We start from the raw sequence: 17,143 nt of genomic DNA, 5'->3' as shown, positions 1-17,143 counted from the left end.
GTTCCCAAGCGTGCACGAAAAGTAACATCGGCACGCTGGGGGAGCGCGCACCCCTGCAGGTACTTCATGATGGATGTATGGCGGAAGCGATCTACGTCGGCGGGTTGCTGGTGGCGACGCCACTTCTCGACGACCCCAACTTCCGGCGTAGCGTCGTGCTGATTCTCGAACACGACCACGACGGCGGCACCCTGGGCGTCGTGCTCAACCGGCCCAGTGACATCTCGGTGACGCAGGTGCTGCCTGTGTGGGATCCCCTCGTGACCGGCCCCTCGGTGCTCTTCGAGGGCGGGCCCGTGCAGACCGACAGCGCGCTGGCGCTGGCGGCGGTGCCGAGCGGGGAGGAGCCGCTGGGCTGGCGCCGGCTGCACGCCGGCACCGACGCCGTGGCCCGGCTGGGCACGGTCGACCTGGACGCGCCGCCGGAGATCCTGCAGGGGGAGATCGCGCAGATGCGCATCTTCGCGGGGTACGCGGGCTGGACGTCGGGCCAGCTCGAGAGCGAGATCGCCGAAGGCGCCTGGTACGTCGTCGACTCCGAGGTCGGCGACACCTTCCACGCCGACCCGGCCTCGCTGTGGCGGCAGGTGCTCCGGCGCCAGCGCGGCGAGCTGGCCTTCGTGGCGACCTGCCCCGACGACCCCACGATGAACTAGCTACAGGTCCCAGCCCGGCCGCAGGGAACGCTCGGCCAGGGCGATGCTCTCCGCCATCCGCTGCCGGACCTCCGTCATCGTGCCGTCGTTGCGCGGGCACTCGAACCCGACGCGCATGGTGGACATCGCGAACGCCACGATCAGGTGCGTGAGCTGATCCTGGTCGGGGTCGACGCCCCTGCGCGCGGCGATCACCTCGGCCAGGTGCCGCTCGGTCTGGGCGCCCCTGGCCGCCGACAGGCCGACCAGGCGCGGGTGTTCGTCGAGCAGCCGGCGCAGCTTCAGGAATCTCTCAGCGTCCTCGGGTGTCGCGCTCTCGAGGTCGGCCAGCACGGCGCGATTCGCCTGCATCAGGCAGGTGAAGGGCGGCTCGTCCGGCGGCCGGGCCGCCAGGGCCTCCAGCATGAGGTCCTCGGCGTGGTCGTGGAACAGCAGTACCAGGTGGTCCTTGCCGGTGAAGTAGCGGAAGAAGGTGCGCGGGGAGATCTCGACGGCCCCCGCTATCTGCTCGATCGTGGTCGACTCGTATCCTTGTTCGAGGAACAAGTCCAGCGCCGCGTCGAGGATTGCCAGGCGCGTCTTCTCCTTCTTGCGTTCCCGAAGACCCACTGCGGTCACTCCCTCGAAACCTTTCTGTCACAGTGTGCCATAAGTCATAGGACGACGAATAAAAGTCGTTTGTCACACGTCACAGGCTGACAGTAGATTACCCGAGGCTTACGAGATCTATGCCCCGGTGTGGGGCGATACGGGTACTTGAGGGGGATTCATGGCTGATACGAAGGCGGTGGCCGCACCGTCCTCGTCTGGCCCTGGCAAGCCGGGGACGGGGGGCAACCCGTGGCTTGTGCTGCTGGCGGTGAGCCTTGGTGTGATCATGGTGATGCTCGACGGCACGGTCGTCGGCATCGCCAACCCGGTCATCCAGGCCGACCTGAAGGCGACACTTTCCGACCTGCAGTGGGTGACCAGCGGTTACCTGCTCGCGCTCGCGGTCTTCCTGATCACCGCCGGCAAGCTCGGCGACCTGTTCGGGCACAAGCGGGTGTTCCTCATCGGTGTGGCGGGCTTCGCCCTGACGTCTGTGGGCATCGGGCTCAGCGCCGAGCTGGCCGCCATCATTCCCGGGGTCTCCCCGATCGGCGCGCTGATCGGGCTGCGCGTGCTGCAGGGCCTGTTCGGCGCGCTGCTCCAGCCTGCCGCGCTGGCGCTGCTGCGTGGCGCGTTCCCGGGCGAGAAGCTGAACCAGGCGATGGGGGCCTGGGGCGCGATCATCGGCCTGTCCAGCGCCGCCGGCCCGATCGTGGGTGGCGTGCTGGTCGAGAAGGTGAGCTGGGAGTCGGTCTTCTTCATCAACGCGCCCGTCGGCGTCATCGCCCTGATCATGGGCGTGCTGCTGATCAAGGAGAACCGCTCGCAGACGTTCGCGCGCATCGACTGGCTCGGCGTGGTGCTGCTGTCCGGCGCGATGTTCTCGCTGGTCTGGACGATCATCAAGGCCCCCGAGTGGGGCTGGGGCGACAGCACGACGCTGACCTTCGTCGGGGCGTTCGTGGTGCTCCTCGCCGCGTTCGTCTTCTGGCAGAGCAGGGCCAGGCAGCCGCTGGTGCCGCTGTCGCTGTTCGCGAACCCGTCCATCTCCATCGGCACCTTCCTGATGATGATGGTCGCGTTCGCGATGTTCGGCGCGATGTTCTTCCTGGGCTTCTTCTTCCAGGGCGTGCACGGGCTGTCCCCGTTGCAGGCCGGCCTCTACATGCTGCCGATGAGCGCGGGCATGATCGTCGCCTCGCCGCTGGCGGGCATGGCGCTCGGCAAGCTCGGGCCGAAGGTCACGATGGCCGCCGGTCTGCTGATCACCGCGCTCGCGATGTTCCTCATGTCCCGGCTCGGCATCGACGCCACGTTCATCGAGAGCGGCATCCCATTCGTGCTGCTGGCCTTCGGCCTCTCGCCGGTCTTCGTCGGCGCCACGGAGATCATCGTGGGTAACGCGCCGGTCGGGCTGAGCGGTGTCGCGGGCGGCCTGCAGCAGTCGGCCATGCAGGTCGGCGGCGCGCTCGGCACCGCGATCCTGGGCGCCGTGATGGCCGCCGAGATCTCCGGCACGCTGCCGGGCCACCTCGGCCCCGCCGCGGCGCAGATCCCGCCGGAGCAGCTGATGCTCCTGGAGAAGGCCGCCGCCTTCGGCCAGGCCCCTCCCGGGCTGCCCGAGCAGATCGGCAACGCCGTCCACCTGTCGTTCATGGACGGCATGCACCTCGCCTTCCTGGTGAGCACCGGCATCGCGGTGCTGACCGCCGCGCTGACGCTCTTCGTCAGGGCCGGCAGGAAGACCGAGGGCGCGCCGGTCCACATGGGCTGACAGGGCGCTTCCCGCACGGCCTCCGCTCATCCGGGCGGGGGCCGTACGGCGTTGCGGGGGGCGGTCGCGGGCGGGCATAAACTCAATGGGGTGAGCACGAAGATCCTCCCAGAGCAGGAGACCACTCCGCGGACGTCGCACGGCGACGGCGATCACGAGCGGTTCGCCCACTACGCGGACAAGCACAAGATCACCGAGAGCATGGTGACCGGCACGCCCATCCGCGCCCTCTGCGGCAAGGTCTGGGTGCCCAGCCGCGACCCGAAGAAGTACCCGGTCTGCCCGGAGTGCAAGGAGATCTACGAGGGTCTGCCCCAGGGTGGCGGCGAAGGCGACGGCGACAAGCAGTGAGTGTTGCTGTGCGGTAATCCTCCTGCGTGGAGCTACGGTCTGTAGCCAGACCAGCTCGTAACGTAGTGGGAGGACCGCACATGGTCCGGCGCGTGACCGCCGTCTCGTTGGCATGCCTGCTCGCGGCCGGGTTCGTCCCGCCGCTCCAGCCCGCCGCCCTGGCGGCCGGTTGCGAGGCGGTGACACCGCACCCTGCCGCCCGCGCGCACGGGCCCGTTCCCGCGGCTCGCACGCGGGGCCACGGGTCGTGGCAGGTGCCGGGAGGGCCGGGGCCGCGCTCGCCCAAGCCGCAGGACGTCGCCATGGTGATGGCCGAGCTGGGCAAGCGGTTGAGCGGGGTCACGCCGCCGAGCGAGATCACCGTGCCCACGCGGGTGCACGTCATCTCGCCCGGCCCCGACCGCCGGGTCTCCGACCAGGCGGTCCAGGCCCAGATCGACACGCTCAACTCCGCGTACGGCGGCAGGTTCGGCGGCGTGGACACCGGCGTGCGCTTCCGCCTCGACGGGATCTCGGTCAAGGAGCAGGCGGCCTGGTTCAGCGACCCCGTCGGCCATGAGAGAGCCATGAAGAGCACCCTGCACCAGGGCGGGGCCGACACGCTCAACCTCTACATCGCCCAGCTCAGCGAGCTCATGCTGGGCTTCGCCAGCTACCCCTACTGGTACGCGGGCGCCCCCGCGCTCGACGGCGTGGTGATCGACTGGCGCAGCCTGCCCGGCGGGGCGCTGAGCGACTACAACAAGGGCTTCACCGGCGTGCACGAGATCGGCCACTGGCTCGGCCTGTTCCACACCTTCGAGAACGGCTGCCAGGCGCCCGGCGACGGCATCGACGACACCTCGCCCGAGGCCAGGCCGACCGAGGCGTGCCCGCAGGGCAAGGACACCTGCCCCGGGCAACCGGGCCAGGACCCCGCGCACAACTACATGGACTACGCCCATGACCGGTGCATGTGGGAGTTCACGGTGGGGCAGGCGGACCGGATGCACGAGATGTGGGCGGCATACCGCAACACGCCCGCTGCCTGACATGTCGGGCCCGTCTACGATATGTAGGTGACAGCACCAAAGGCACTCGACGCTCCCCACAAGCCCCCGGGAATCCTCGGCCCCGAGTACCGCACCGCCACCTTAGGCATCCTGCTGGTCGTCACGCTGATCGCCTTCGAGGGCATGTCCGTCGGTGTCGTCATGCCCGCCATCGCCGAGGAGCTCGACGCCCTCGACCTGTACGGGCTCAGCTTCTCCGCCTTCCTCATCGCGAGCCTGTTCATGAACGTGGTGGCCGGGCTCTGGTCGGACCGCCGCGGCTACCGGGTGCCGTTCCTGGCGGGCGTGGTGCTCTTCGCGATCGGCATGGCGCTGGCCGGCGCGGCCGGCTCCGCCGAGCTGTTCCTCCTGGCGCGGGCCGTGCAGGGGCTGGGCGGCGGAGCCTCCATCGTGGCGCTGTACGTGATGATCGCCCGGGTGTACGCCATGGAGGTGCGGCCCAAGGCGTTCGCCGCCGTCTCGGCCGCCTGGGTGGTGCCCGCGATGGTGGGGCCGTCGGTGGCCGGGTTCGTCGGGGAGCAGTGGGGCTGGCGTTACGTCTTCTACGGGATCGTGCCGCTGGTCGTGCCCGCGCTGGTGATGCTCGTGCCGGCGCTGCGGATGGGCTCGGCCGCCGATGCCCAGCCCGGCAGCGGGCCGCGCTCCAGGCCGGTCGAGATGACGCTGGCCGCCACCGCGACGGCCGGCGGGGCGGGGCTGCTGCTGCACGGCGTGGACCGGCTGCAGGTCAAGGCCGGGGAGGCCGGCGTGGAGACCGTGGTGGGGCTGGCCCTGCTGGTCTACGGCCTGTACCGGCTGCTGCCGCCCGGCGCGCTGCGGTTCCGGCGCGGGCTGGCCACGACCGTCCTCATGCGGGGGCTCTTCTCTGCCGCCTTCTTCGGCGTGAACGCCTACATCCCGCTGGCGTTGCAGCACGTGAAGTCCTTCGACACCACGTCAGCCGGCATCGCGCTGACGACCGGGGCGCTCGGCTGGTCGGCGGGATCGTTCCTGCAGAGCAGGCGGGCCGGGGAGGCGCACACGCGGATCCGGCTCGGCGCCGGCTGCGTCACCGCCGCGATCCTGGTCTGCCTGCTCTCCGTCGTGCCCGGGGTGACGGGATGGATCTCCGTGCCCGCGTGGATCGTGGCGGGCTTCGGGATGGGGTTCGGCCTCACCACCATCAGCGTCACGGCCATGAGGCAGTCGCCGGTGAACGAGCAGGGGGCGAACTCGGCCGCGCTCTCCGTCACCGACCAGCTCGGCTCGGCGCTGTCGATCGGCATCGGCGGCGCGCTGGTGAACGTGATCGGGCACTCCTCCTCCCAGATCGCCACCGGGTTCCTGGTCATCTGCGGCCTCATGGCGGTCATCTCGCTGAGCGCGACCCTGCTCGCCGGCCGCGTCCGCTGAATTCCGTCCCTCCCGTCACAGCGATCACGGTTCTCCTGATCGTCGTGGCGAGGAGTGATAGGACAGCGGGCAAGGAGGTGCCATGGAGGGTGATCACCGGGTCTGGCCCCCTCAGCCGGGGCCCAGGCATCGCCGTACTCCTCCAGAGGACACGGAGCCCGCGTGGGGCGCGCGCCGTGACGAGGGGCCGCGACGGGAGGGCGCGAGCATCCCGGACGCGGAGCAGGACCCGACGCGCGGTTCAGCACGTTCCCCGGCGCCGGACCCGACGCGGGGTACAGCACGTTCCCCGGCGCCGGACCCGACGCGAGGTCCTGCACGTTCCCCCGCGCCGGACCCGCCGTGGGATCCGGCACGTTCCCCCGCGCCCGGCCCGCCTGGGGATCCGGCGCCGGATGCTGCGGAGCCCGGCTGGGGCCGCCCTCCCGAGCCGCCACCGGCGTGGGGGCGGCGCGGCCGGCCGTATGCGGAGGAGCCCGGCTGGGGACCACCGGCACCGCCTGGCCGGATCCCGCGGGGGCGGCGGCCGCATCCGCTGGACCTGGGGCCGGAGCCGAGGCCGGAGCTCGACGAGCCCGAGTGGAACCCCCGGATCCGCAGGGCCGCTCCCCGCGACCTCGGGCCCGCCGGAGGGCAGGAAGATCCGTGGGACGACGCGCTCCCCCCGTCCGCCCGCCTCCACGGCACTCCACGCGACCCCGGGGCGCGCAGGGGACAGCCCGGCGGGGGACGGCTGTGGCGGCGCGCGGGACTCGCGCTGGCGGCGCTGGCGGCCGGCGCGGGGCTGGTGGCCGGCGCGGCGGCGGTGGCACTGCGGCTCACCGCGCCGGCGGGCGACACGGGGACGCTGAGCGACGCGCTGGCCGGGGTGGCGGCGCCGCTGCCGCAGGGCTGGAGCGCGGGCGCGGTGCCGCCCGTCACGGGGTTCACCTCGGTCGTACGCGACGGCCACGGGGGGCTCGTGATGGCCAGGCCGGTGCCGGGGCCGGTGAAGGACGCCGAGCAGGCCACGGAGGAGGCGGCGGAGCTGTACTCCAGGCTCCTGCTCAGGGGCGACCGCGTGACGGTCGTCGAGGACCGGCGGCTGCCCGACGGGCACACCCGTGCGCTACGAGCGGAATACCAGGACGTGGTGAACCGCCCGGCGTACCTCAGAGTGATGCTGCTCACCCGGGAGGCCCGCCCCGTCCTGCTGGTCGGGCTGCTCCAACCCGAGGAAACCAGCCGCAGACAGGCGCTCGACGCGGTGATGACGAGCCTCCGATAAGCCGCATAGCACGTGAGGAAGACCTTGGCCAGAATCCTCGGCTCACGGCACGTCTTGTCGGTGGGCCCGATTACTCTTGGGTCACTGTGAGAGAGCGAAGCACACGAACCCCAGAGGTGATGCGGTGAGCACCTTCGCCGCGTCCCACCTTTCGCCTTCCTTTCCCGACCGGGCCGCGTGGGGCACCGCGCCCAAGTTGCGCGCCTGGCAGCAGGAGGCGTTCGACCTCTACTTCAGGCGCGAGCCGCGTGACTTCCTCACCGTGGCGACGCCGGGCGCGGGCAAGACGACCTACGCCCTGCGCATCGCCAGCGAGCTGCTCGCCAACGGGGTGATCAGGGCCGTCACGATCGTGACGCCCACCGAGCATCTCAAGCGCCAGTGGGCCGACGCGGCCGGGCGCGTGGGCATCGCCATCGACCCCGAGTTCAAGAACAGCCAGGGCGCCACCTCACGCGACTACACCGGGGTGGCGGTGACGTACGCGCAGGTCGCCATGCACCCCGCACTGCACAGGGCCCGCACGGAGAACCGCAAGACCCTGGTCATCTTCGACGAGATCCACCACGCGGGCGACGCCAAGTCGTGGGGCGACGGCGTGCGCGAGGCGTTCGAGCCCGCCACGCGCCGCCTCCAGCTCACCGGCACGCCGTTCAGGTCCGACGACAACCCGATCCCGTTCGTGGCCTACGAGGAGGACGCGGAGGGCTTCAAGCGCAGCGTCGCCGACTACTCCTACGGCTACGGCCCGGCGCTCGACGACAACGTCGTGCGGCCGGTCATCTTCCTGGCCTACTCCGGCGAGATGAAGTGGCGCACGCGGGCCGGCGACGAGATCGCCGCCACGCTCGGCACCCCGCTCACCAAGGACCAGCTCTCCCAGGCGTGGCGGGCCGCGCTCGACCCGAAGGGCGACTGGATCCGCCAGGTCATGCAGGCCGCCGACCGCCGGCTCACCGAGGTACGCAGGGGCGTGCCCGACGCGGGTGGCCTGGTCATCGCCACCGACCACGAGACCGCCCGCGCCTACGCCCGCCACCTGCGCAACATCACCGGCGAGGGCGCCACGGTGGTGCTGTCCGACGATCCCGGCGCGTCCAAGAAGATCAAGCAGTTCGCGGCGTCCGAGGACCGCTGGCTGGTGGCCGTGCGCATGGTGTCGGAAGGCGTCGACATCCCCCGCCTGTGCGTCGGGGTCTACGCCACCTCCACCTCGACCCCGCTCTTCTTCGCCCAGGCCGTGGGCCGCTTCGTGCGCGCCCGCAAGCGCGGCGAGACCGCCTCGGTCTTCCTCCCCTCGGTGCCCACGCTCATGGGCCTGGCCAACGAGATGGAGGTCGAGCGCGACCACGTGCTCAACAAGCGGCCTCCGGAGGACGGCCTCGACGACTCGCTGCTGGAGCAGGCCAACCGTAAGCAGGACAATCCAGACGTCCTGGGTGACGAGCTCCCGTTCGAGACGATGGAGACCTCGGCCACGTTCGACCGGGTGCTGTTCGACGGGGGTGAGTTCGGCACCGGCGCGGAGATCGGCTCCGCCGAGGAGGAGGACTTCATCGGCCTGCCCGGCCTGCTGGAGCCCGACCAGGTGGCCCAGCTGCTGCGCAAGCGGCAGTCCGACCAGCAGGCGGCCAAGCGCAAGCAGCAGGTGGAGGCGCCCAAGCAGGAGCTGGCGCCGCACGAGCAGATCGCGGAGCTGCGGCGCGAGCTCAACGGCCTGGTCGGCGCGTGGAACCACCGCACCGGCCAGCCGCACGGGGTGATCCACTCGGAGCTGCGGCGCGCGTGCGGCGGCCCGCCGATCGCCCAGGCGACGGCGGAGCAGATCCAGGAACGCATCGCCACGATCCGCCGCTGGGCCACGCAGCGCCGCTGAGCGAGAACGCGAGCACGCCCCCGGGCCCGGCGCGGCCGGCCCGGGGGCGTAATTCCGTGCGCTGAACTTCGCCTGGATTCGGTGAATGAGGGTAGAGAGGGGCCCATTCAGCTTCATTTCCCGGAAAAAGGTACGCGCTTGCTCGCTCGATCCATTGATACGCAAGGAATCGGGCCATGGGCGCGGCCGGCAGGAGGAAGAAAATGCAGGCGCTGTCCCTCGCATTCGCGGCGGGGATCTTCACGGCCATCGACTCCAGACAGGTGTCCCTCGTCATCCTGACCGTCCTGATCGGACTGACGGTGGCCGCGATGCGCAAGATGTTCCGCCATACGCATGTGGTGATGGTGGTCGGCGGCACGAGCGTCCTGCTCGGCGTCCTCGCCGTCCTTACCCTCGCGTACTTGGTCACCTATCGGGCGGTATGACGGCGCAGGCCCGGTGACGTGCGTTTCCCCAGGTCAAAGCGTATGAAACGGTCGCCGGGCCGGTGATTACGATGCGTGACTCTGCGCATTTGGACACAGAGCAGTGGCCTTCTGTTAGAAGCTCGACGGGAGTGGCAACAACCACTCTTGGCTGTCTTGCGGATATGCAGAAGGACTTTGCCCATGTCGTCTGAGGCCACCGGAAAGTCGACGCTCGCCGTCACTTCCGGCCTCTCTCGAAACGCCATCATCATCAGGCTCGAGGGCGAGCTCGACGTCGACGCGCTGCCGATCCTGCGGGAGCACCTGCAGCGCATCTGGGAGCTGCCGCCCAAACCCTTCCTGATCCTGGATCTCGGCGAGGTCTCGTTCTGCGACTCCATGGGGATGAACGAACTCGTCGACATCATGCAGCGGTGCGAGTCCAGGGATACGAGGCTGCTGCTCGGCGGGGTCCAGGGGGTGATGGCCCGGGTCTTGTCGATCACCGGATTGCGGCACGCGTTCGAGGTGTTCGCCCTGTTCGACGACGCGCTGCGGATGGCCATCGCCCACCCCTGAACTCCTCTCGTCCCCTCTTACGTGGCTGATCCCGGGATGGGCCGGCCGCTGCGCCCGTCCGCCGGGACGTAGCGGGCCTTGCCGTGGAACGGGACCTTCAGCGACGCCGTGCCGTCCTGGACGCGGACGGGCAGCGTGAGCACGCCCCCGCGGGCCTCGTGCTCCCCGGTGCGCTGAACCGTGCGCAGCCAGATGAGCAGCTTTCCGTCCCGGGCGAGGAGCGTGACCTCGGCGCGGTCGCACTCGCGCGATGCCGCCGGCCAGCTCAGCAGCAACTCCCCGCCGGCCTTCGCCTCGGCGGTGCGGGGCACCTGGGCCCGCTCGTCACAGGAGGCGGGCATCGGGGCGCCGCCGGCGGTGCGGGCGGGCGGGGCCGGCAGGATGTGGGCGGCGGCGGGCTGGACGGGGACGGCGGGGTGGAGGAGGGCGTTCATCGCGATCGTCCCGGCCTCCAGCAGGGCTAACGTCACGATCGCGCCCGCGCGCTCGGTGTTGCTGCCCCTGATCAGCAGCCACAGGCAGAGGGGGGCGAGAAGGAGCCAGGCCATGCCGAGGGAGAGGGGCAGCATGAGGAACCTCCACTGATGGGAAGAGTTGTCACTCTCCGTGTTACTCCGCCTTCGGAGTGAGTTCGCCCTCTTCGATATCACATGACCTGAGCGTTGCCCAGTGTGCACACTTCGTGATCGGCTGCCCTCAGCCCAGGGCAGGCGCTCCCCGAAGGACGGCGCCTGCCTCGCGCAGCTCCGCCAGCGCCGCCTCCGTGGTCGTCGGGGCGACGCCGGCCGTCAGGTCCAGCAGCACCCGCACCGCCAGCCCGTGCTTGACCGCGTCGAGGGCCGTGGCGCGCACGCAGTGGTCGGTGGCGATGCCCACCACGTCGACCTCGCGCACCCCGCGCTCCCGCAGCCAGTCGGCCAGCGGCACCCCGTCGCCGGACGTGCCCTCGAAGCCGCTGTACGCCGCCTCGTACGCCCCCTTGCTGAAGACCTCCTCCACCGCCGACACGTCGAACGACGGGTGGAAGTCGGCTCCGGGCGTGCCGGCGACGCAGTGGGCGGGCCAGGTGGAGACGTAGTCGGGGGCGTCGGCGAAGTGGGTGCCGGGGGAGATGTGGTAGTCGCGGGTCGCCACGACGTGGTCGTAGCCGTGGTCGGCCACGTGGCGGGTGATCCCCGCGGCCACCTCCGAGCCCCCGGCCACGGCCAGGCTGCCGCCCTCGCAGAAGTCGTTCTGCACATCGACGATGATCAACGCGGTGCCCATAGGTAGCACGATACGTCAGGAGAATTCGGTGGGGATCGCCGCGTACCCGCGGCCGAGGTGGAGGGCCTCCTGGGGAAGGGTGGCGACGGCGGCGGCGTGCCGGTCGCGGGCGGCGGTCAGGGGTTCGCGGCCGACGACCTCGCCGTCGCGCACCAGCTCGTGCAGCAGGGGGATACCGCCCTCGGGGACGAGGCCGCCGGTGGTGATCAGCTCGGTCTCGGCGTGGCCCTGGTCGTCGAGCAGCCGGTACGCCTCCTTGCGGCCCCCGCGCGACGGCTTGCCCACCGACCGCTTGGCCACGGCCTCCAGCTTGCCGGTGGCCGTCTCCCGCGCCACCAGCTTGTACACCAGGGCCGCCGTCGGCACGCCCGAGCCGGTCACCAGGGAGGTGCCGACGCCGTAGCCGTCCACGGGGGCGGCGGCGAGCGCGGCGATGGCGTACTCGTCGAGGTCGGAGGTGACCAGGATGCGGGTGTCGAAGGCGCCGAGCGAGTCGAGCTGCTCGCGCACCTCCTGCGCCGCGGCGGCCAGGTCGCCGGAGTCGATGCGGACCGCGCCCAGCTTGGTGCCGGCCAGCTCCACGGCCGTCCGTACGGCTGCGGGCACGTCGTAGGTGTCCACCAGCAGCGTGGTCTCCGGCCCCAGCGAGGCGATCTGGGCCTCGAACGCCGCCCGCTCGGAGTCGTGCAGCAGCGTGAACGCGTGCGCCGCCGTACCGGCCGTGGGAACCCCGTACAGGCGCCCGGCCATCAGGTTGGAGGTCGAGGCGAACCCGGCGATGTACGCGGCCCTGGCGGCGGCCACCGCGGCGGCCTCGTGCGTGCGGCGGGATCCCATCTCGATGAGCGGCCGCTTGCCGGCGGCGTTGGTCATGCGGGAGGCGGCGGAGGCGATCGCGCAGTCGTGGTTCAGTATGGACAGCGCGACGGTCTCCAGCAGCACGGCCTCGGCGAACGTGCCCTCCACCACCATGATCGGGGAGGCGGGGAAGTAGAGGTCGCCCTCGCGGTAGCCGTAGATGTTCCCGGAGAAGCGGTAATCGGCCAGAAACGCCAGAGTGGTCTCGTCCACGACTCCGCGCTCGCGCAGATAGGTGAGTTCATCGTCACCGAAACGGAAGCGTTCAAGCTCGTCCAGGACACGTCCGGTACCGGCGACAACCCCGTAGCGGCGGCCACCTGGCAGGTGGCGGGCGAACACCTCGAAAACCGCGCGCCGGTGGGCCGCGCCGCTTCGCAGAGCGGCCTGCAGCATCGTCAGCTCATAGTGATCTGTGAGCAACGCAGTGCTCATGGTCATTGTCACGACTCGAAGACTACGGCCCAGATAGGGCAGACTCGGGGATGTGGGTAGCACCGCTCCAATCACCGTCGAGCGTCCGTCATCGGACGTCCGGCCCGATCTGCCATGGGTGACCATCGTCTGGAATGACCCGGTCAACCTCATGTCCTACGTGACCTATGTCTTCCAAACGGTCTTCGGCTACACCCGGGAGAAGGCCGAGAAGCTGATGATGGACGTGCACCACAAGGGCAAGGCTGTCGTGTCCAGTGGCACGCGCGAGGAGATGGAAAGGGATGTGCAGATTCTCCACTCCTACGGCCTGTGGGCGACGCTCCAGCCGGACTCGGTCAAGTGAATCGCATGAGGTCAGTGAGGCGGCACCGGTGAGCTCGGGGTTCTCGCGGGGCAGGAACGGCGGCGTCGTGGCGGTGTTCGAGGCCGCCGAGGTCTCGCTGCTGCGCTCGCTCGTCTCCATGATGCTGGGCATCGTCTCGCCGGGGCAGACCAGCGACGACCCGCTGGAGCGGGCGCTGGGCATCGGTGACGGGGCGGCGCCGTCGGATCCGGTGCTGGCCAGGCTGTTCCCCTCGGCGTACGAGGACGAGAAGGAGTCGGTGGAGTTCCGCCGCTACACCGAGGCCACGCTGCGCGACGGCAAGCGGGCCGACGCGCAGACCGTGCACGAGACCGCGCGGTCGGGGCGCTTCGAGCTGTCGCCCGAGGAGGCCCAGGCGTGGCTGCGCTCGCTCAACGACCTGCGCCTGACGCTCGGCACCAAGCTCGACGTGACCGAAGAGGTGCACGACGAGATCGCGATGATGTCCGAGGACGACCCCCGTTACCCGGCCTACGTGACCTACGACTGGTTGACCTACCTCCAGGACAGCCTGGTCCGGGCGCTCTGGTAATTTCCGGGCATGCTGTCGATCTCGCAGGAACTGGTGGACAAGATCGTCGCCCATGCCCGGGCTGATCACCCGGACGAGGCGTGCGGCGTCATCGCGGGGAAGAACGGCGTGCCCGAGCGGTTCATCCCCATGGAGAACGCCGAGCGTTCCCCGACCTTCTACCGCTTCGACTCGATGGAGCAGTTCCGGGTGTGGCGGGAGATGGACGACCTGGACGAGGAGCCGGTCGTGATCTACCACTCCCACACCGCCACCGAGGCGTACCCGTCGCGCACCGACATCTCCTACGCCTCCGAGCCCGGCGCCCACTACGTCTTGGTCTCCACCAGGGACGAGAACGAGGTGGAGTTCCGCTCCTACCGCATCCTCGACGGTGTGGTCACGGAGGAAGAGGTAAGGTTTCTCCCATGATGGTCAGGCCGGTGCAGAGCTTCCTCTTCGCCCACACTCCTGCTGTCGTCGTCTACGACTGTCGCTGACTCGGAATCCGCATCCAGCCATCGGCGTTGCATGCCGATGGGACGACGACCTGACCTGAGGAGACTGACCGCGATGGCCATCGAGGTTCGCATTCCGACCATCCTGCGCAACTACACCGACGGCGCCAAGGCCGTGAGCGCCGAGGGCGCCACGCTCGAAGAGCTGATCAGCAATCTCGAGGCCGCTCACCCCGGCATCAAGGAGCGCCTGGTCGACGACGGCAGCCTGCGCCGCTTCGTCAACGTCTACCTGAACGACGAGGACGTGCGCTTCCTCGGCGGTCTGGGCACGCCGGTGTCCGACGGTGACACGGTGACCGTGCTCCCCGCAGTCGCCGGCGGGTGACATGCGTTTCGATTCACTGATCGACTCGGTCGGCCGCACCCCCCTGGTGGGGTTGCCGAGGTTGTCGCCCTCTGCCGACGTGCGGATCTGGGCCAAGCTGGAGGACCGCAACCCCACCGGCTCGATCAAGGACCGGCCGGCCCTCTGGATGATCCAGGAGGCCGAGAAGGACGGGCTGCTCACGCCGGGTTGCACGATCCTCGAGCCGACCAGCGGCAACACCGGCATCTCGCTGGCCATGTCGGCCAAGCTCAAGGGCTACCGGCTGATCTGCGTGATGCCGGAGAACACCTCCGAGGAGCGCCGCCAGCTCCTGCGCATGTGGGGCGCCGAGATCATCTCCTCGCCCGCCGCCGGCGGCTCCAACGAGGCCGTGCGGGTGGCCAAGGGGCTGGCCGCCGAGCACCCCGACTGGGTGATGCTCTACCAGTACGGCAACCCGGCCAACTGGCGCTCCCACTACGAGACCACGGGCCCCGAGATCCTGGAGGACCTGCCCACGGTCACCCACTTCGTGGCCGGGCTCGGCACGACCGGCACGCTGATGGGCGTCGGGCGGTTCCTGCGCGAGCGGGTGCCGGGCGTGCAGATCGTCGCCGCCGAGCCGCGTTACGGCGAGCTGGTGTACGGGCTGCGCAACGTGGACGAGGGGTTCATCCCCGAGCTCTACGACGAGTCGGTGCTGACCACCCGCTTCTCGGTGGGCTCGGCCGACGCGCTGCGCCGCACCCGCGAGCTGCTGGCCTCCGAGGGCATCTTCGCCGGCGTCTCGACCGGGGCCGCGCTGCACGCCGCGCTGGGCGTGGCCAGGAAGGCGGCCAAGGCGGGCGAGCGCGCCGACGTCGTGTTCGTGGTGGCCGACGGCGGCTGGAAGTACCTGTCCACGGGCGCCTACGAGGGCACCCTGGAAGAGGCCGAAGAGCGCCTGGAAGGCCAGCTCTGGGCCTAGCGGGCATGAGGGCGGAACATGAAGGAAGGGCGGCCGGTCCTCGTCGACCGGCCGCCCTTTCGTTCTACCGCCCTCAGTTGAACAGCAGCCGCAGCGAGAACGTCGCCTCGGTGTCGGTCTGCGTGCCGCTCAGCCCGACGGCGCGCAGCACCTGGGCGTTGGCCTTGTCGTCGCCCTCCATGGAGGCCAGGTAGAGCTTCTCGACCTTGTCGAGGTCCACGAAGAGCGCGTAGTTCACGTCGGCCGCGTTGGGGATCGCGGTCTGGAACGTCTCGGAGTCGCCGAGCGTGCCCTCCTCGGCCAGCTTCTTGGCGTACTCGTCGGTCGTCGCCACCGTGAAGACGCCGTCACCGGAGACCTTGGCGATCTGCGGGGCGGTCCCGCCGTTCTGCGTGAGCGCCGCCTGGACCTTGTCCAGGACCGCCTGCGCCTTGGCCGGGTCGGTCATCACGCGCACGCCGCCCTTGACCTGGTCGCTGTCCAGGCCCTCGCTGTCGAGGGCGACCGTGAAGTTCTTGCCGAAGACCGTGGCCAGGTCGCCGGGCAGCTCCAGGCCGAACTGGGTCTTGGCCTGCTGGAGCATCTGGCTGATCTCGGTGCCGCCGGCCGCCGTGGCCTGCTTCTCGATCTCGGCCCACTGCTTGGTGACCACCTGGTCGAGGCCGGAGATCGACAGCGCGCCGGCCGTGGAGGCGGGCAGGGTGCCGAGGTCGGCCTTGGGCAGGTCGCCCTGCGGGGCCATGCCCTTGGCGCCGCGCACGATGCCGGCGAGCTCGACGTAGGCGCTGTCGAAGCGCAGCGCGCCGGCGAACCTGGCATCCTTGACCTGCTCGACGGCCGCCTGCTGGTCGGCCGGGATCTGCTTCTTGGCCAGCTCCATCAGGCCGCCCATGTCGGCCCAGAACGACAGCACGCCCTGCTCGCCGACCGCGCCCATGTCCTCGCTGAACTCGGCGTTGTCGGTCAGGCTGCCCTCGCCCTGGGCGTACTTGTCGGCCAGGGCCTGGGTGGAGCTCAGCAGCGCGTAGTCCTCGCGGAAGGCCAGGCCGTACTTGTCGCCCTCCATGAGCTTGGCGATGCCGGCCTTGGCCAGCTCCTGGTCCTTGACCTGCACCGCCACCGCGAAGTCGGGCTCCTCCTTGCCGGAGGGGACGGCGGCGAAGCCGACCCGGCTGCCCAGCCACGGGTCGACGTCCTTGGCGAAGTCCAGCTTGCTGTCGGAGTCCTGCTCGTTGACCAGGTCGAACAGCGCCTTGCGCGGGTCCTCGCCGGAGAAGGAGTCCTTGGTGACCGTGAACTTCCTGGCGAGCTGGAACAGCGCCAGCTTCTGGTTCGCGGCCGGGTCCAGGTCGAGGCGGGCGTAGGCGATCGAGTCGGCGGGGAGCACGTCGTTCGGCTGCGTGCCGCCGCCGCCGAAGGCGCCCACGGCCCAGACCGCGCCGCCGCCGAGCAGGACCACGGCGAGTGCCGCCGCGATGGCGATCACCCAGCTCTTGCGGCCCTTCTTCGGCGGCTCCTGCTGGCCGAAGCCGTCGGGGCCCTGGTGCTGCCAGCCGACCTGCTCCTGCTGCCAGCCCTGCTGGGGCTGCTGTTGCTGCTGCCAGCCGCCTTGGTCCTGTTGCCAGCCCTGCTGGGCCTGCTGGCCGCCGTACTGGGGCGCGCCGCCGTAGGAGGGCTGCTGCTGCCCGTGCTGGGGGCCGTAGTCGGGCTGCTGGCCGTAGGACGCCTGCTGACCGTAGGCACCCTGACCTTGAGCGTCGTACTGCGGCTGGCCGTACTGCTGCTGCTGGTACGGCTGCTGCGGTGGGTAGGGCGGGCCCGGATACTGAGCCGTCGGCTGCTGCTCCGGCTGCTGCCCCTGGTTCCAGTTGTACGCCGTGGTCCGGTCAGGATCCTGGCCATAGGGGGGATTGTTCGCAGACATCACTCAACTCACAATGTGGACTTTTGACCACAGAGAAAG

Annotated in this window: 19 protein-coding genes; 14 read left to right on the top strand and 5 right to left on the bottom strand. The window is 70.2% G+C overall.

What is annotated here, in order from left to right:
* Window positions 1–77 precede the first annotated feature (77 nt).
* Entirely contained in the window at window positions 78–656 is a 579-nt protein-coding gene (locus AB0I79_RS22025; RefSeq protein ID WP_357875686.1) for a YqgE/AlgH family protein, read from the top strand.
* Here the strand turns inward: AB0I79_RS22025 and AB0I79_RS22020 are convergent, their stop codons facing one another.
* On the bottom strand, window positions 657–1,265 hold the full coding sequence (locus AB0I79_RS22020) for a TetR family transcriptional regulator (protein ID WP_357875684.1): 609 nt from the start codon (window positions 1,263–1,265) through the stop codon (window positions 657–659). It lies immediately after the preceding gene.
* Between the two features lie 160 nt (window positions 1,266–1,425).
* Between AB0I79_RS22020 and AB0I79_RS22015 the strand changes: the two genes are divergently transcribed.
* The 8 genes from AB0I79_RS22015 to AB0I79_RS21980 all read left to right on the top strand — a co-directional run bounded on the left by AB0I79_RS22015 (window position 1,426) and on the right by AB0I79_RS21980 (window position 9,948).
* Entirely contained in the window at window positions 1,426–3,021 is a 1,596-nt protein-coding gene (locus AB0I79_RS22015; RefSeq protein ID WP_357875682.1) for an MFS transporter, read from the top strand.
* A gap of 90 nt (window positions 3,022–3,111) precedes the next feature.
* Window positions 3,112–3,372: a DUF3039 domain-containing protein gene (locus tag AB0I79_RS22010; protein ID WP_357875681.1), complete on the top strand. Its 261-nt coding sequence runs from the start codon at window positions 3,112–3,114 to the stop codon at window positions 3,370–3,372.
* Between the two features lie 80 nt (window positions 3,373–3,452).
* Window positions 3,453–4,403 (top strand): zinc metalloprotease, encoded by a 951-nt coding sequence (locus tag AB0I79_RS22005; RefSeq protein WP_357875679.1) that lies wholly within the window; start codon window positions 3,453–3,455, stop codon window positions 4,401–4,403.
* Between the two features lie 27 nt (window positions 4,404–4,430).
* Window positions 4,431–5,816 (top strand): MFS transporter, encoded by a 1,386-nt coding sequence (locus AB0I79_RS22000; protein WP_357875677.1) that lies wholly within the window; start codon window positions 4,431–4,433, stop codon window positions 5,814–5,816.
* An 82-nt stretch (window positions 5,817–5,898) separates the two neighbouring features.
* Window positions 5,899–7,083 carry a hypothetical protein gene (locus tag AB0I79_RS21995; RefSeq protein ID WP_357875675.1) on the top strand — a complete coding sequence of 395 codons (1,185 nt, stop codon included), beginning with the start codon at window positions 5,899–5,901 and terminating at the stop codon, window positions 7,081–7,083.
* 124 nt (window positions 7,084–7,207) lie between these two features.
* Entirely contained in the window at window positions 7,208–8,959 is a 1,752-nt protein-coding gene (locus AB0I79_RS21990; RefSeq protein WP_357875673.1) for a DEAD/DEAH box helicase, read from the top strand.
* Window positions 8,960–9,135: 176 nt separating this feature from the next.
* The gene (locus tag AB0I79_RS21985) at window positions 9,136–9,387 is read left to right on the top strand and encodes a hypothetical protein (protein ID WP_357875671.1); all 252 of its coding nucleotides are present in this window, start codon (window positions 9,136–9,138) and stop codon (window positions 9,385–9,387) included.
* A 183-nt stretch (window positions 9,388–9,570) separates the two neighbouring features.
* On the top strand, window positions 9,571–9,948 hold the full coding sequence (locus AB0I79_RS21980; RefSeq protein ID WP_357875669.1) for an STAS domain-containing protein: 378 nt from the start codon (window positions 9,571–9,573) through the stop codon (window positions 9,946–9,948).
* Window positions 9,949–9,965: 17 nt separating this feature from the next.
* Here AB0I79_RS21980 and AB0I79_RS21975 read toward each other — a convergent pair whose 3' ends face one another.
* The 3 genes from AB0I79_RS21975 to AB0I79_RS21965 form a co-directional block, all read right to left on the bottom strand.
* Entirely contained in the window at window positions 9,966–10,517 is a 552-nt protein-coding gene (locus tag AB0I79_RS21975; protein ID WP_357875667.1) for a hypothetical protein, read from the bottom strand.
* 127 nt (window positions 10,518–10,644) lie between these two features.
* Window positions 10,645–11,214: a nicotinamidase gene (locus AB0I79_RS21970; protein WP_357875665.1), complete on the bottom strand. Its 570-nt coding sequence runs from the start codon at window positions 11,212–11,214 to the stop codon at window positions 10,645–10,647.
* A gap of 15 nt (window positions 11,215–11,229) precedes the next feature.
* Complete coding sequence (locus AB0I79_RS21965; RefSeq protein ID WP_357875663.1) at window positions 11,230–12,513, bottom strand: nicotinate phosphoribosyltransferase; 1,284 nt, start codon at window positions 12,511–12,513, stop codon at window positions 11,230–11,232.
* 46 nt (window positions 12,514–12,559) lie between these two features.
* Here AB0I79_RS21965 and clpS point away from each other — a divergent pair, with 46 nt between their 5' ends.
* The 5 genes from clpS (at window position 12,560) to AB0I79_RS21940 (ending at window position 15,180) form a co-directional block, all read left to right on the top strand.
* On the top strand, window positions 12,560–12,853 hold the full coding sequence (clpS, locus tag AB0I79_RS21960) for an ATP-dependent Clp protease adapter ClpS (RefSeq protein WP_225272180.1): 294 nt from the start codon (window positions 12,560–12,562) through the stop codon (window positions 12,851–12,853).
* Between the two features lie 28 nt (window positions 12,854–12,881).
* The gene (locus tag AB0I79_RS21955) at window positions 12,882–13,406 is read left to right on the top strand and encodes a DUF2017 domain-containing protein (protein WP_357875661.1); all 525 of its coding nucleotides are present in this window, start codon (window positions 12,882–12,884) and stop codon (window positions 13,404–13,406) included.
* 9 nt (window positions 13,407–13,415) lie between these two features.
* Window positions 13,416–13,817 (top strand): M67 family metallopeptidase, encoded by a 402-nt coding sequence (locus AB0I79_RS21950; RefSeq protein WP_357875659.1) that lies wholly within the window; start codon window positions 13,416–13,418, stop codon window positions 13,815–13,817.
* A gap of 141 nt (window positions 13,818–13,958) precedes the next feature.
* Window positions 13,959–14,231: a MoaD/ThiS family protein gene (locus AB0I79_RS21945; RefSeq protein WP_253750202.1), complete on the top strand. Its 273-nt coding sequence runs from the start codon at window positions 13,959–13,961 to the stop codon at window positions 14,229–14,231.
* A 1-nt stretch (window position 14,232) separates the two neighbouring features.
* Complete coding sequence (locus AB0I79_RS21940) at window positions 14,233–15,180, top strand: cysteine synthase (RefSeq protein WP_357875657.1); 948 nt, start codon at window positions 14,233–14,235, stop codon at window positions 15,178–15,180.
* 73 nt (window positions 15,181–15,253) lie between these two features.
* Here AB0I79_RS21940 and AB0I79_RS21935 read toward each other — a convergent pair whose 3' ends face one another.
* Entirely contained in the window at window positions 15,254–17,104 is a 1,851-nt protein-coding gene (locus tag AB0I79_RS21935) for a DUF3352 domain-containing protein (RefSeq protein ID WP_357875655.1), read from the bottom strand.
* Window positions 17,105–17,143: the final 39 nt, after the last annotated feature.

The sequence above is a fragment of the Nonomuraea sp. NPDC050202 genome (assembly GCF_040656115.1).
Classification (GTDB): domain Bacteria; phylum Actinomycetota; class Actinomycetes; order Streptosporangiales; family Streptosporangiaceae; genus Nonomuraea.
Note: the sequence above shows the minus strand (reverse complement) of the source record. Positions and strands in the feature narration are given on the sequence as shown.

Coding starts and splice junctions, on each gene's coding strand:
- AB0I79_RS21995 (WP_357875675.1), top strand. CDS start 5,899: ATGGAGGGTGATCACCGGGTCTGGCCCCCTCAGCCGGGGCCCAGGCAT.
- AB0I79_RS21940 (WP_357875657.1), top strand. CDS start 14,233: ATGCGTTTCGATTCACTGATCGACTCGGTCGGCCGCACCCCCCTGGTG.
- AB0I79_RS21975 (WP_357875667.1), bottom strand. CDS start 10,517: ATGCTGCCCCTCTCCCTCGGCATGGCCTGGCTCCTTCTCGCCCCCCTC.
- AB0I79_RS21970 (WP_357875665.1), bottom strand. CDS start 11,214: ATGGGCACCGCGTTGATCATCGTCGATGTGCAGAACGACTTCTGCGAG.
- AB0I79_RS22025 (WP_357875686.1), top strand. CDS start 78: ATGGCGGAAGCGATCTACGTCGGCGGGTTGCTGGTGGCGACGCCACTT.
- AB0I79_RS21945 (WP_253750202.1), top strand. CDS start 13,959: ATGGCCATCGAGGTTCGCATTCCGACCATCCTGCGCAACTACACCGAC.
- AB0I79_RS22005 (WP_357875679.1), top strand. CDS start 3,453: ATGGTCCGGCGCGTGACCGCCGTCTCGTTGGCATGCCTGCTCGCGGCC.
- AB0I79_RS21985 (WP_357875671.1), top strand. CDS start 9,136: ATGGGCGCGGCCGGCAGGAGGAAGAAAATGCAGGCGCTGTCCCTCGCA.
- AB0I79_RS21935 (WP_357875655.1), bottom strand. CDS start 17,104: ATGTCTGCGAACAATCCCCCCTATGGCCAGGATCCTGACCGGACCACG.
- AB0I79_RS21980 (WP_357875669.1), top strand. CDS start 9,571: ATGTCGTCTGAGGCCACCGGAAAGTCGACGCTCGCCGTCACTTCCGGC.
- AB0I79_RS21950 (WP_357875659.1), top strand. CDS start 13,416: ATGCTGTCGATCTCGCAGGAACTGGTGGACAAGATCGTCGCCCATGCC.
- AB0I79_RS21965 (WP_357875663.1), bottom strand. CDS start 12,513: ATGACCATGAGCACTGCGTTGCTCACAGATCACTATGAGCTGACGATG.
- AB0I79_RS22015 (WP_357875682.1), top strand. CDS start 1,426: ATGGCTGATACGAAGGCGGTGGCCGCACCGTCCTCGTCTGGCCCTGGC.